General features: G+C 70.8%; 8 protein-coding genes and 3 pseudogenes. 8 read left to right on the plus strand and 3 right to left on the minus strand.

What is annotated here, in order from left to right; all coding sequences use genetic code 11:
• Positions 1–132: 132 nt before the first annotated feature.
• The 3 genes and pseudogenes from GQF42_RS31675 to GQF42_RS47985 form a co-directional block, all read left to right on the plus strand.
• Positions 133–1,743 carry a M1 family metallopeptidase gene (locus GQF42_RS31675; protein WP_158925573.1) on the plus strand — a complete coding sequence of 537 codons (1,611 nt, stop codon included), beginning with the start codon at positions 133–135 and terminating at the stop codon, positions 1,741–1,743.
• Positions 1,744–1,901: 158 nt separating this feature from the next.
• Positions 1,902–3,395, plus strand: coding sequence for a GTPase HflX (hflX, locus tag GQF42_RS31680; protein WP_158925575.1), 1,494 nt, complete (start codon positions 1,902–1,904; stop codon positions 3,393–3,395).
• A 68-nt stretch (positions 3,396–3,463) separates the two neighbouring features.
• Positions 3,464–3,948: pseudogene (locus GQF42_RS47985) on the plus strand (helix-turn-helix domain-containing protein); the annotation flags it as partial.
• A 6-nt stretch (positions 3,949–3,954) separates the two neighbouring features.
• Here GQF42_RS47985 and GQF42_RS31690 read toward each other — a convergent pair.
• Positions 3,955–4,320, minus strand: a pseudogene (locus GQF42_RS31690) (IS30 family transposase); the annotation flags it as partial.
• A 24-nt stretch (positions 4,321–4,344) separates the two neighbouring features.
• On the opposite strand from GQF42_RS31690, the pseudogene GQF42_RS31695 reads away from it, so the two are divergent.
• A pseudogene (locus GQF42_RS31695) lies at positions 4,345–4,527 on the plus strand (transposase); the annotation flags it as partial.
• 27 nt (positions 4,528–4,554) lie between these two features.
• Here the strand turns inward: GQF42_RS31695 and GQF42_RS31700 are convergent.
• Positions 4,555–5,424 (minus strand): NmrA/HSCARG family protein, encoded by an 870-nt coding sequence (locus GQF42_RS31700; RefSeq protein WP_158925577.1) that lies wholly within the window; start codon positions 5,422–5,424, stop codon positions 4,555–4,557.
• A gap of 54 nt (positions 5,425–5,478) precedes the next feature.
• Between GQF42_RS31700 and GQF42_RS31705 the strand changes: the two genes are divergently transcribed.
• Positions 5,479–5,928: a MarR family winged helix-turn-helix transcriptional regulator gene (locus GQF42_RS31705; protein ID WP_071386069.1), complete on the plus strand. Its 450-nt coding sequence runs from the start codon at positions 5,479–5,481 to the stop codon at positions 5,926–5,928.
• A 254-nt stretch (positions 5,929–6,182) separates the two neighbouring features.
• Here GQF42_RS31705 and GQF42_RS31710 read toward each other — a convergent pair whose 3' ends face one another.
• Positions 6,183–7,400, minus strand: a complete 1,218-nt coding sequence (locus GQF42_RS31710) for a trypsin-like serine peptidase (protein WP_158925579.1) — start codon at positions 7,398–7,400, stop codon at positions 6,183–6,185.
• A 383-nt stretch (positions 7,401–7,783) separates the two neighbouring features.
• On the opposite strand from GQF42_RS31710, the gene GQF42_RS31715 reads away from it, so the two are divergent.
• From GQF42_RS31715 to GQF42_RS31725, 3 genes are all read left to right on the plus strand, one after another.
• Complete coding sequence (locus tag GQF42_RS31715; RefSeq protein ID WP_158930805.1) at positions 7,784–9,217, plus strand: diaminobutyrate--2-oxoglutarate transaminase family protein; 1,434 nt, start codon at positions 7,784–7,786, stop codon at positions 9,215–9,217.
• A 165-nt stretch (positions 9,218–9,382) separates the two neighbouring features.
• Positions 9,383–11,341, plus strand: coding sequence for an IucA/IucC family protein (locus tag GQF42_RS31720; RefSeq protein ID WP_158925581.1), 1,959 nt, complete (start codon positions 9,383–9,385; stop codon positions 11,339–11,341).
• Between the two features lie 67 nt (positions 11,342–11,408).
• Positions 11,409–12,197 carry a GNAT family N-acetyltransferase gene (locus GQF42_RS31725; RefSeq protein ID WP_158925583.1) on the plus strand — a complete coding sequence of 263 codons (789 nt, stop codon included), beginning with the start codon at positions 11,409–11,411 and terminating at the stop codon, positions 12,195–12,197.
• Positions 12,198–12,423: the final 226 nt, after the last annotated feature.

Below are 12,423 nucleotides of genomic sequence, written 5' to 3' on the forward strand. Positions count from 1 at the left end.
GTCCGTGGCCGAGCTGCAGCGACGGGCATCGCGACCGGAGCGTGGCCAGAAGGTCCCGGCAGGCCAACCCGTTCGGGTGGGCCGGGCGCGCGTCGCCGTCGTAGCCCGGCGGGGCACTGGTAGCGGTGATGCATGCTGCTCACCCCCCGTTCCCGGTGCATGCCCCGGATCTCCCGGCACCACAAGGCGGCCCTGCTCGCCTCCGCCGTCTCCGTCTGCCTCCTCGCCGCCGCGGCCCCGGCCGAGCCCCTGGGCGTCGGCGACCGCCTCTACCCGTACCTGGGCAACCCCGGCTACGACGTGGCGTCGTACGACCTGTCCTTCACCTACCCCGGCAGAAACGACAAGCCGCTCGAGGCCGTCACCACCATCGACGCCCGGACCACGGCGGACCTGGAGCGCATCAACCTCGACTTCGCGCACGGCACCGTCCGCTCCGTCGAGGTCGACGGGCACCCGGCGGACTTCACCAGCGCCGGCGAGGACCTGGTCGTCACCCCGGACCACCCCCTGTCCGAGGGCAGTTGGACCCGGATCACCGTGCGGCACACCAGCGACCCCGTCCCCGCCAAGGACCAGGACGGCGGCTGGGTGCGCACGTCCGACGGACTCGCCATGGCCAACCAGGCCGACGCCGCCCACCTGGTCTTCCCGTGCAACGACCACCCGTCCGACAAGGCGATGTTCACCTTCCACGTCACCGCCCCGAACGCCTACACGGTCGTCGCCAACGGCCTGCCGGCCGGAGCGGACCGGGGCGCCTCCACGACCACCTGGACCTACCGCACCCAGCACCCCATGGCGACCGAGCTGGCCCAGGTGTCCATCGGCCGCTCGGCCGTGGTCCACCACGACGGGCCGGACGGGCTCGCGGTGCGCGACGTCGTGCCGGCCGCCGACCAGAAGGCCCTCGACCCCTGGCTCGCCAAGACGCCCGACCAGATCGCCTGGATGGAGAGCAAGGTCGGGAAGTTCCCGTTCGAGACCTACGGCGTGCTCATGGCCCAGGCCTCCACCGGGTTCGAGCTGGAGACACAGACCCTCTCCCTGTTCGAGAAGAATCTGTTCACCGAGCCCGCCTACCCCAAGTGGTACGTCGAGTCGGTCATGGTGCACGAGTTGTCCCACCAGTGGTTCGGCGACAGCGTCAGCCCGCGTACCTGGTCCGACGTCTGGCTGAACGAGGGGCACGCCACCTGGTACGAGGCGCTGTACGCCGAGGAGAAGGCGCACCGCCCGATGGAGGACCGGATGAAGCTGGCCTACGCCTCGTCCGACCGCTGGCGCGAGGCCGGCGGCCCGCCCGCGCTGCCCAAGGCGCCCGCGCCCGGACAGAAGATCGGCATCTTCCGCCCGAACATCTACGACGGCGCCGCCCTCGTGCTCTACGCCCTGCGCCAGGAGATCGGCCGCCAGGCCTTCGAACGGCTCGAGCGGGTCTGGGTCCGCGTCCACCGGGACTCCACCGCCACCACCGCCGACTTCGCCCAGCTGGCCTCGACGATCTCCGGCCGTGACCTGAGCGGCTTCTTCAAGGCCTGGCTGTACGGCGAGAAGACCCCGCCGATGCCCGGTCACCCGGACTGGAAGTCCCAGGCACCGGCCTCATCGACCGGCCCGCAGGGCCACGCAGCCCACGACAGGGCCGGGGCCAAGGGCCGCGGAGCAGGCGCGAACGCCCGGCCCGCGGGGTCCGGGGCGCATGGGAACGCCGGGGGCGTGGGGTCGCGCAGCGCGCGATAACACGGTGACGAGACGAGCCGCCTCGTGCGACCATCTTGGAGTCGGCGCGAGACGGGACACGGGAATCTCCCGGGGTACTCGTACGTTGACCGGACGTGTAGCCCCGCAAGGCCACACCACCGACGCCGTAGCGGCCATCCCATCGACGTAAGGATCCAATGACCTCCTCTTCTTCCTCTTCCCAGGACACCAAGCGCCTCGCGCACACCTATCCCGAGGGTCTTCGGGCCGATGCCCTGATGGAAGAGGACGTCGCCTGGAGCCACGAGATCGACGGCGAGCGGGACGGCGACCAGTTCGACCGGTCCGAGCGCGCGGCCCTGCGCCGTGTGGCAGGTCTTTCCACCGAGCTGGAGGACGTCACCGAGGTCGAGTACCGCCAGCTCCGTCTGGAGCGGGTCGTGCTCGTCGGCGTGTGGACCACCGGTACCGTCCAGGACGCCGACAACTCCCTCGCGGAGTTGGCGGCCCTGGCCGAGACCGCGGGCGCGCTCGTGCTCGACGGCGTCATCCAGCGCCGCGACAAGCCGGACGCGGCCACCTACATCGGCTCCGGCAAGGCCCAGGAACTGCGCGACATCGTCCTCGAGACGGGCGCGGACACCGTCATCTGCGACGGTGAGCTGAGCCCCGGCCAGCTGATCCAGCTGGAGGACGTCGTCAAGGTCAAGGTCATCGACCGTACGGCCCTGATCCTGGACATCTTCGCCCAGCACGCCAAGTCCCGAGAGGGCAAGGCGCAGGTCGCGCTCGCGCAGATGCAGTACATGCTGCCGCGGCTGCGCGGCTGGGGTCAGTCGCTGTCCCGCCAGATGGGCGGCGGCAAGGGCGGCGGCCTCGCCACTCGTGGTCCCGGTGAGACCAAGATCGAGACGGACCGGCGCCGGATCCGCGAGAAGATGGCGAAGATGCGCCGGGAGATCGCGGAGATGAAGACCGGCCGCGAGATCAAGCGCCAGGAGCGCCGGCGCAACAAGGTGCCGTCCGTCGCCATCGCGGGCTACACCAACGCCGGCAAGTCCTCCCTGCTCAACCGCCTCACGGGCGCCGGTGTCCTGGTCGAGAACGCCCTGTTCGCGACCCTGGACCCGACCGTCCGCCGCGCGGAGACCCCGAGCGGGCGCCTGTACACCCTGGCGGACACGGTCGGCTTCGTGCGCCACCTGCCGCACCACCTGGTCGAGGCGTTCCGCTCCACCATGGAGGAGGTCGGTGACTCCGACCTGATCCTGCACGTGGTGGACGGCTCGCATCCGGTACCGGAGGAGCAGCTCGCCGCCGTGCGCGAGGTGATCCGGGACGTCGGCGCCACCGACGTGCCCGAGATCGTCGTGATCAACAAGGCGGACGCGGCCGACCCGCTGGTCCTCCAGCGGCTGCTGCGCAACGAGAAGCGCTCCCTCGCTGTCTCGGCCCGCACCGGCCTGGGCATCGAGGAACTGCTTGCCCTGATCGACAACGATCTGCCCCGCCCGGCGGTCGAGATCGAGGCGCTCGTGCCGTACACCCACGGCAAGCTCGTCGCCCGCGCCCACTCCGAGGGCGAGGTGATCTCCGAGGAGCACACCGCGGAGGGCACCCTGCTCAAGGTCCGGGTGCACGAGGAACTGGCAGCGGACCTGGCGCCGTACGTACCGGTCTCCGCGGCCTGACCGACGACCGCACGAAAGGCCCGCTCCCGTTCCAGTGGTCGTTGCAACACCCCGGTTCAGGGGATGCGATGGACTTCACGATCCGGGAGCTGCGGACCGTAGTCCAGGGCCGCAGGAAGCTGCTGCGTGAGCGGGAGGCAACTTCCAGCTCATGCAGCAGGGCCTGAGCAACAACAAGGCGTGCCAGATCGTCGGTATCCCAAGACCGGCCGACGATGGGCGCAACGGTCGCAACGCCGACCGCAAGCAGAAGGCGGCACACCCGGTTCGACCGGCAGTGCCGCCTTCTGGGATGTCCCGGTACCTGCGGGAGGACGACCGGATCTACCTTGCCGACCGGCTGCGGGGGAAGGCCACGATCCGCGCGATACCTGCTGAACTGGGCCGCAGTCCCTCGACCATCAGCAGAGAGGTACGCCGCAACCGGACCGTCGGGACCCGGGGCCAGTGGCATTACCGCCCGCACGCAGCTCAGGCCCGCGCCGACGCACGCCGACCCGGACCGAAGCCGGGGAAGATCGGCCAGAACCCCGAGCTGCGGGACTTCATCCAGAACATTGGGCAGGTGCAGGAGCATCACGTAGCGGGTGGCACGCTCGACGAGGGTGCCGATGGCGGAGGCGCCGTCCCTGCCGATGATCAGGTCGCCCTTCCAGTGGCCGGGCACGGCCCGGTCCTCCACCTCGGCCGGCCGTTCGCTGATCACCACCATCGGGTCGCGGAAGCGGGGCTGCCGCTGCTGAGCCTGACGGCGGGGCTTGCGCCGCACGCGGCCCGTGCGCAGAGCTTGGGCCAGTTCGCGACGCAGTTCGCCCCGGCCCTGGACATGGAGGGCCTGGTGGACGGTCTCGTGGACCACGTGCATCTCCGGCCGTCGGGGGAAGAGGGCGCGCAGAGCCTGGCAGATCTGCTCCGGGCCCCACCGTGGGTCCAGGTGGTCAGCCCCTGACAGCGCGGCTCGAACAAGAACACGAATGGGCTGCTGCGGCAGTACTTTCCCAGGAGCACCGACCTGTCCGTCCACGCCCGTGAGCACCTGGCCGCCGTCCCCGCCGAACTCAACGGCCGCCCACGCGAAACGCTCGGCTGGGAAACCCCGGCCGAACGCCTGCACAAACTGCTCGCGGCCTGAGCCCGGCCAGGTGCCGGCCGCGTGGAATCAGCTGATCGGCCAGGTGCGCTCGGCCGCCCAGGTGCCGAAGCGCTGCCAGCCGATCTCCGGAAAGTCGCGCCGCAGTGCGTCCACGTCCACATCGAGGCCGACCTCGGTGAAGTAGCGGAACATCGCGGCGAGGTCGGCCGAGAACCCCTCGACGTGGGCGATCGGCAGCCGCTCGAAGACGATCGGCCGGCCGGACACACCGGTCAGTGCTTCCGCGATCTCCAGGCAGGTCAGCTTGTCGGAAGCGATGTCGATGCGCCGACCTGCGAACTCCTGCGGCCGCGCAAGAACATGGGCTGCGAAGGTGCCGATGTCCCGCGCGGGAATCAACGTCAACGGCCTGTCGGCCGGCATCGGCAGCACGAACCGGCCTTTACGCAGACCCTCGAGCGACCACTCGACCGTGTAGTTGTCCATGAAGGCGGCCGGACCGAGGATCGTCCACGGCACACCCAGTTCTCGCAGGTGCCGCTCGATGCGGTGCTTGCTCTCGAAGTGCGGGATGCCCGTGCCGCGGTCGGCGTGCGCTGCCGAGGTGAACACGATGTGCCCGACACCACGGGCGGCCTGAAGCAGGTCGATGCCCTGCCGGACCTCGGTCTCCGGGTCCGAGCCGAATGGCGTGGACATCGCGAACAATGCGTCGGCGCCCCTCAGGGCGGCCTCCAACGACTTGCTGTCGTCGAAGTCGGCCGCGTGCACCTCGGCGCCGAGCCCCTTGAGTGCGTGTGCGGCGGCCGAGTCGGGAGTGCGGGTCAGGGCCCGGACCTGGAAGCCCTGAGTGAGAAGCGAGCGGGCGGCCGCGCCGCCCTGGGCGCCGGTCGCTCCGGCGACGGCCACCAGGGGCCGATAGAATTCCTTTGTCATGCGGTTACCGTACGACACAGTTACTGCGTTACGCAGATAATTTGGAAGGTGCGCATGCTGATTGACGATCTCCAGCAGGAGTCACGCCGCTACCTGGCCTCATACGTCATGTTCAACCAGGCAGTCGCGGACCATCTCAAGCTGCACCCCACCGACGTCCAGTGCCTCAACCTGCTGACCGCCGAGCCCGGCCCGTTCACCACCGGCCGGATCGCCGAACTCACCGGCCTGACCAGCGGATCGGCGACCCGGCTGGTAGACCGTCTCGAGAAGGCCGGCTACGTGGTCCGGCACCGCGACAAGACCGACCGCCGTCGGGTCCGGGTGGAGCCTGTCCCGGAGGCGATGCGGGATCTCACGGAGCTGTGGTCCGAGCTGAGCCAGGGATGGCGGGCGATGTTCGCCGACTACACCGAGGACGAGCGCGCCCTGCTGTACCGGCACATGCAGCGCACCGTCGAACTGTCCCGGCAACAGATCGCCCGCCTGCGCGGCAAGGCATGACGGCCGCCCATGCAAAACGCTCGGCCGGCAAACCCGGCCGAGCGCCTGCATGAACTGCTCGCGGCCTGATCAACCGGCCACGTGTTGCGACGCCCCCTGAAAAGCGCCACCAGGGAGTGGGCCTTCAGCGTCTTGCGCGGGGCGGCGGCCGGTACCGGCATGCGGCTCCGCCGCAGGAGCGAGATCAGCCACACACGACCGTCGGCCGCCGGGGCACAGCATCCTCTACGGCGAGGGGGTGCCTGCGACCGCCCTCACTGCCCGGCGAACTTCCTGCTCACCGACTGGTACACACCCTTGGCCACGTCACCCAGCCGCGGCCCGGCCAGCCAGCCCGAGGTCACCGGACCGATCGACGTGTTGGACACCAGCGCCGGCTTGCCGTCCGTGCCCGTCTCCACCCAGCCACCGCCGGAGGAGCCCGCCGTCATCGTGCAGCCGATCCGGTACATCGTCGGGTCCGACTGGCTGAGCGACAGCCGGCCCGGCTTGTCCTTGCACTGGTACAGCAGCTGCCCGTCGAAGGGAGCCGCCTCCGGGTAACCCGACGCGGTGATGCTGCTGACCTTAGGTACTGCCGGAGCGCCGAAATTCACCGGCAGTGCCCCGCCGACCGTCTCCTCCAGTGACTTGCCGCCGTTGCCCTGCTCCGGCGTCACATGGATCACCGCGAAGTCGTACGAGGCCCCCTTGCCGCCGGTCTCACCGCCCTGGTCGATCCACTGCTGCGAGGTCTGCGCCGCGTCGGCCCACCAGACGCCGTACGGCGCGACCTCGGACTTGCCGGCGTTCTGCAGCTGGTCGAGCGACTTGGCGGAGTTGTTGTACGACGGCACGAAGGCCATGTTGCGGTACCAGCCGCCGCTCTTGCCCGCGTGCACACAGTGCCCCGCCGTCCAGACCAGGTTGGACTTGCCCGGGTGCGCCGGGTCCTCCACGACCGTGCCCGAGCACACCATGTGGCCCTCGGGGGAGTCGAAGAACACCTTGCCCGAGGGCGCCGCGTTGACGTGGTACGGCGCCGCCACCGCCTGCGCCTTCACCGGCTGCGGGGTCGGGTCCGTCACGCCCTGGTCACCGGAGATGTCGTTGTCGTTGACGCCCTTGTTCGGGTCGTTGGCGTGACGCATCCGGTCCGGGTCCCACAGACCCTTGATGATCGGGTTGACGAAGTCGTTGGCCTCGCGCAGCCAGTCCTTCCTGTCCCAGTTCTTCCAGGCGCCGTTCTTCCACTTGTCGAGGTCGATCCCGTGCTCCTTGAGCCTCTGCTTGAGGTCGTCCGGGATCTTGATCTTGCCGTCGCCGGCCGCGGCCGCGGAGGCGGTGGGGTTGCTGTCGGCGTTACCGTCGCCGTTGCAGGCGGTGGCGGTCATCGCCAGCGCCGAGACGAGGGCGACCGCCGCGAGCGAGCTGGAGGTACGGCGGGTGCCCCTCCCTCGCCGAACGGTGAACGACGGCCGTATGGATCGCATGCTTGTGACTCCCCCTGTGGTGAAGGAACTCGGCGCTTGTGCCGCGCCACCGACGTACAACTCATGAGGAGTTCATGCCGGTCTCACGACGTTCTTGGAACGGCGTCCCACACTATGCGGTGGCTGTGGGGGAGTTCCGACGGAACGGCAACGGTTCGGCTACAAGCCGTCTGACCTGGTCAATCATCCATGGATGTGCTGATTTGACGCACCTTCACCCCGCCTGCCCGTCAGGACTGGGCAATGATCTTCCCGGAACCCGTAACCCGCTGGGCGGTCCGAGGTTGTAGCGGTGGGGGGCCAGCTGCCTGCCTTCCGGTCCCCCTGGATCAACACGCCTCTGAGCAGCGGGAGGACAGCAAGCCGTGGCCGTTACGGAGTCGATGGCTTCAGGTGCGCACGGGGAGGCGCGTGGTGTGCACGAGGGGATCCTGAGACGCCAGTCGGCGCGGGAATCCTCGGCGCGCACCTACGCCCGGGCCCTGCCCATCGTGCCCGTGAGGGCGCGTGGCCTCACCATCGAGGGCGCCGACGGCCGCCGTTACCTGGACTGCCTCTCCGGCGCCGGCACCCTCGCCCTGGGTCACAACCACCCGGTGGTCCTGGAGGCCATCCGCAAGGTCCTCGACTCCGGAGCGCCCCTCTCCGTCCTGGACCTGGCGACCCCCGTCAAGGACGCCTTCATCACCGAACTGTTCCGCACCCTCCCGCCCGGCCTCGCGGACCGGGCCCGCGTCCAGTTCTGCGGTCCTGCCGGCACCGACGCCGTCGAGGCCGCCCTCAAACTCGTCCGGGCCGCGACCGGCCGCACCGGCATCCTCGCCTTCACCGGCGCGTATCACGGCATGACCGCCGGCGCCCTGGCCGTCTCCGGCGGTGCCCGCGATCTCCAGGCCGCCCGTCTGCCCTATCCGCAGGACTACCGCTGCCCCTTCGGCGTCGGCGGCCCGCGCGGCGCCGAACTCGCCGCCCGCTGGACCGAGTCCCTCCTCGACGACCCCAGGTCCGGCGTACCCCTGCCGGCCGGCATGATCCTCGAGCCCGTCCAGGGCGAGGGCGGGGTGATCCCCGCGCCGGACGAGTGGCTGCGCCGCATGCGGCAGCTCACGGCGGACCGCTCCATCCCGCTGATCGCCGACGAGATCCAGACCGGAGTCGGCCGGACGGGCGCCTTCTGGGCAGTCGGTCACAGCGGCATCACCCCCGATGTGATGGTCATGTCCAAGGCCATCGGCGGCAGCCTTCCGCTGGCCGTCATCGTCTACCGCGACGACCTCGACGTCTGGCAACCCGGTGCCCACGCGGGCACCTTCCGCGGCAACCAGCTCGCCATGGCCGCGGGCACCGCCACCCTCGCCCACGTCCGTGAGAACGGCCTCGCCGAACGAGCCGCCGGCCTCGGCACCCGCATGCTGACCCAACTCGACGAATTCACAGGTCAGTTCGCGTGTGTCGGAGAGGTCCGAGGGCGCGGACTGATGATCGGGGTCGAGCTGGTGCACCCGGACGGCGACACCGTGTCCGACGACCGGCCTTCCGCACCCACCGGTCAGGAACCCACCAGCACTCCGCGTCCGGCGGCACCCGAACTTGCCGAGGCCGTCCAACGCGAATGTCTCCAGCGCGGGTTGATCGTCGAACTCGGCGGCCGGCATGCCGCCGTGGTCCGGCTGCTGCCCCCGCTGACGATCAGCGACGAGCAGGCGGCGGCGGTGCTGGACCGCCTGGCGGACGCGGTCGCCGCGGTGGCCCGCCGCCACGAGGAGCACGGCCCACAGCGCACCCGGCCCCAGGGCCCTGCCCAGCGCGCCGGCTGAGCACCGCACCCGCACCGGCACCGCCCGGCCTCCCTCTCCCCGCCGAAGCGAGCCCTCGCCGGCGCGAGCCCCTCGTGCCGCCGGGGCGACCGGCAGCCGCCCGGGAACGGCGACCGAGCGCCCGAACCAGCCCCGCACCCCTACCGCCAGCCCAGAGGAGCCGTCATGAACGCCACGCCCAGCCCCGACGGCAGCTCCGGTTCCCCCGACGAACAGGGAGACTCCGGCACCCCGCCCGCTTCCGTTCCGCTCGCCGAGTCGGTCCCCCAGCAAAAAAGGCGCACCGCGGATCTCACCCGAGTGACGGAGCCCGGCGCCGACCTGCTGGAGGACCCCGACCCGCACCTCGCGGCCCAGTGCGCCGCCACGGAGAACCTGCTGCGCTGCTGGGTGCGTGAGAGCGACCTCGCGGCTCCCACGAGCGGCACCCTCCGCCTGCCGCTGCCCGCCAGCGGCACCTCCCTCCTCGTGCCCGTCCGCTACTGGTCCCCGGCGGGCTGGCACCGCTTCGGTCCGCCCCGCTTCATCGGCGCACCCGAGTCCGCCCCGCCCGTCGACGCCGTCACCCTGGCAGCCCTGCTGGCCCGCGAGCCGGCCCACGCCCCGGCCGGCACGGCCAACGCCCAGGCTCCCTCCACGACTTCCGGCCCGGGCGACGACGGCGAACTCGCTGCCAGGGTGGCCGACTCACTGCGCCGTACCGCGGCCTTCGTCCGTGACCGCCGCGAGCACCCGGTGGAGGCCGCCGACCTCTTCCTCGGCGCCGAACAGGCCCTCCTCCTCGGCCACCCCCTGCATCCGACCCCCAAGAGCCGGGAGGGCCTGACCGAGGCCGAAGCCCGCCTGTACTCACCCGAGGTGCACGGCTCCTTCCCACTGCACTGGATGGCTGTCTCCCCCTCTCTTCTCGCGACCGACTCGGCGTGGACCGAGCGTGGCCGTCCCGTCCCCGCCGACCACCTCACCCGACGCCTCGCCGGAGGCGAACTTCCCCTGCCCGACGGGTACGCCGCGCTGCCCCTGCATCCGTGGCAGGCCCGCGAGCTGCGCCTCCGTGCCTCCGTCGCCGCCCTGCTCGACACCGGGCTGCTGCGCGACCTCGGCCCCTCGGGTACCGCCTGGCACCCCACCTCCTCCCTGCGAACGGTCCACCGGTCCGGCGCCCCCGCGATGCTCAAGCTGTCGCTGGGCCTGCGTATCACCAACTCCCGCCGCGAGAACCTGCGCAAGGAACTGCACCGGGGAGTCGAGGTGCACCGGCTGCTGCGCACCGGCCTGTCCCGGCGGTGGCGGGAGGCCCACCCCTGCTTCGACATCGTCCGCGACCCGGCCTGGCTGGCCGTCGACGACCCCGGCGGACTACCCGTGCCCGGACTCGACGTGATGATCCGGCACAACCCGTTCGCCCCGTCCGACGACGTCGGCTGTGTCGCCGGACTCGCCTCGCCCCGGCCCGTCGCCGAGCCCGGTGGCGCCCCGTCTCGGCCCGACTCCGCCCGGCCGATGCGCTCCCGCCTGGCCCAGCTGGTGGCGCGACTCGCAGCACGCACCGGCCGCCCCGTCGGAGCCGTGGCCACGGAGTGGTTCCTCCGGTACCTGGAGCAGGTCGTCCGGCCCGTGCTCTGGCTGGACGGGGAGGCCGGCATCGCCCTCGAAGCCCACCAGCAGAACACCCTGCTCCTGCTGGACCGCGACGGCTGGCCGGCCGGCGGCCGCTACCGCGACAACCAGGGGTACTACTTCCGCGAGTCCCGGCGGGCCGAACTGGACGCCCGGCTGCCCGGCATCGGCGAACACAGCGACACATTCGTCTCCGACGAGGTCACCGACGAACGCTTCGCCTACTACCTCGCCATCAACAATGTGCTGGGACTGATCGGCGCCTTCGGCTCCCAGCACCTCGCCGACGAACGCCTGCTCCTCGCCGCCTTCCGCCGCTTCCTCTCGGATCTCGCCTCGGGTCCCACCGCACTGCGCACCCCCCTGCCCCGTCACCTGCTCGACTCACCCGTCCTGCGCTGCAAGGCCAACCTGCTGACCCGGCTGCGCGGCCTGGACGAACTCGTGGGCTCGGTCGACACCCAGTCCGTCTACGTCACCATCACCAACCCCCTTCATTCCTGAACACACCGCATCACCCGATGAAGCATCCGGGGACCATGACCCACCCGTCTCCCGAGAGGAGCGCACCGTGCCTCCCACCGACGCGAACGCCGGCAGCAACCCTGCCCCGGTTCACGCGGGCGCGCCCGTCGACCCTGGCCCCACCGGCCCCAGAGCGGACGACGCGGGCAGCCGGGACGCGCCGTTCAACGGCTTCACCGTCGAGGGCGACGAGGAGGACGGCGAGGAGACGCTCGACCTGCACCTGCCCGCCGACTTCCTGGCCCGCTTCGTCGGAGGGACGGCCTATCTCCTGGACCAACTCTCCACATGGGGGCCTGTCGCCACTCCTGCCGGCTCCTTCCACCTGGTGCCCGTACACCTCGAACAGGACGTGCCGCTCGTCCATCGCTGGATGAACGACCCCGCCGTCGCGCGGTTCTGGGAGCTGGCCGGGCCCCAGAGCCGGACGGAGGACCACCTGCGGGCTCAGCTCGAGGGCGACGGGCGGAGCGTGCCGTGTCTCGGCGTGCTGGAGGGCACGCCGATGAGCTACTGGGAGATCTACCGGGCGGATCTGGACCCGCTGGCCCGTCACTACCCGGCCCGCCCCCACGACACCGGGATCCACCTCCTCGTCGGTGGGGCCGCGGATCGCGGGCGGGGGCTCGGATCCATCCTGCTGCGAGCCGTGGCCGACCTCGTCCTCGACCGGCGCCCGGCGTGCGCACGGGTCGTAGCGGAACCTGATCTTCACAACACCCCCTCCGTCGCAGCGTTCCTGAGCGCAGGTTTCCGGTTCGCCGCCGAGGTCGACCTGCCCGGCAAGCGGGCCGCCCTCATGATCCGGGACCGGGTCCTGCGTGATGTGTTGTAGCGCTGAGTGACGATGCGTACACGGATTGAACGTCGCACGGACGGGCGAGGTTCCCGTTCGTTACGAGAAATCCGAAAAAGTTGTGAAGGCCGAGAAATCCACGAAGACCGAGAAGTCCGAGAAGGCTGAGAAGACCGACGCATCCGAGAAGTCCGGGACAGCCGAGAAACACGAGGAGCCCGCGTGACCGCGCCCCCCAGTCCCGCCTTGACCGCCCGTTTGTCAG

Source organism: Streptomyces broussonetiae (assembly GCF_009796285.1).
GTDB classification, from domain to species: Bacteria; Actinomycetota; Actinomycetes; order Streptomycetales; family Streptomycetaceae; genus Streptomyces; species Streptomyces broussonetiae.

Bases quoted from the DNA above. Each gene is read 5' to 3' on its own strand.
- GQF42_RS31675 (WP_158925573.1), top strand. From the start codon at position 133: ATGCTGCTCACCCCCCGTTCCCGGTGCATGCCCCGGATCTCCCGGCAC.
- hflX (WP_158925575.1), top strand. From the start codon at position 1,902: ATGACCTCCTCTTCTTCCTCTTCCCAGGACACCAAGCGCCTCGCGCAC.
- GQF42_RS31700 (WP_158925577.1), bottom strand. From the start codon at position 5,424: ATGACAAAGGAATTCTATCGGCCCCTGGTGGCCGTCGCCGGAGCGACC.
- GQF42_RS31705 (WP_071386069.1), top strand. From the start codon at position 5,479: ATGCTGATTGACGATCTCCAGCAGGAGTCACGCCGCTACCTGGCCTCA.
- GQF42_RS31710 (WP_158925579.1), bottom strand. From the start codon at position 7,400: ATGCGATCCATACGGCCGTCGTTCACCGTTCGGCGAGGGAGGGGCACC.
- GQF42_RS31715 (WP_158930805.1), top strand. From the start codon at position 7,784: ATGGCTTCAGGTGCGCACGGGGAGGCGCGTGGTGTGCACGAGGGGATC.
- GQF42_RS31720 (WP_158925581.1), top strand. From the start codon at position 9,383: ATGAACGCCACGCCCAGCCCCGACGGCAGCTCCGGTTCCCCCGACGAA.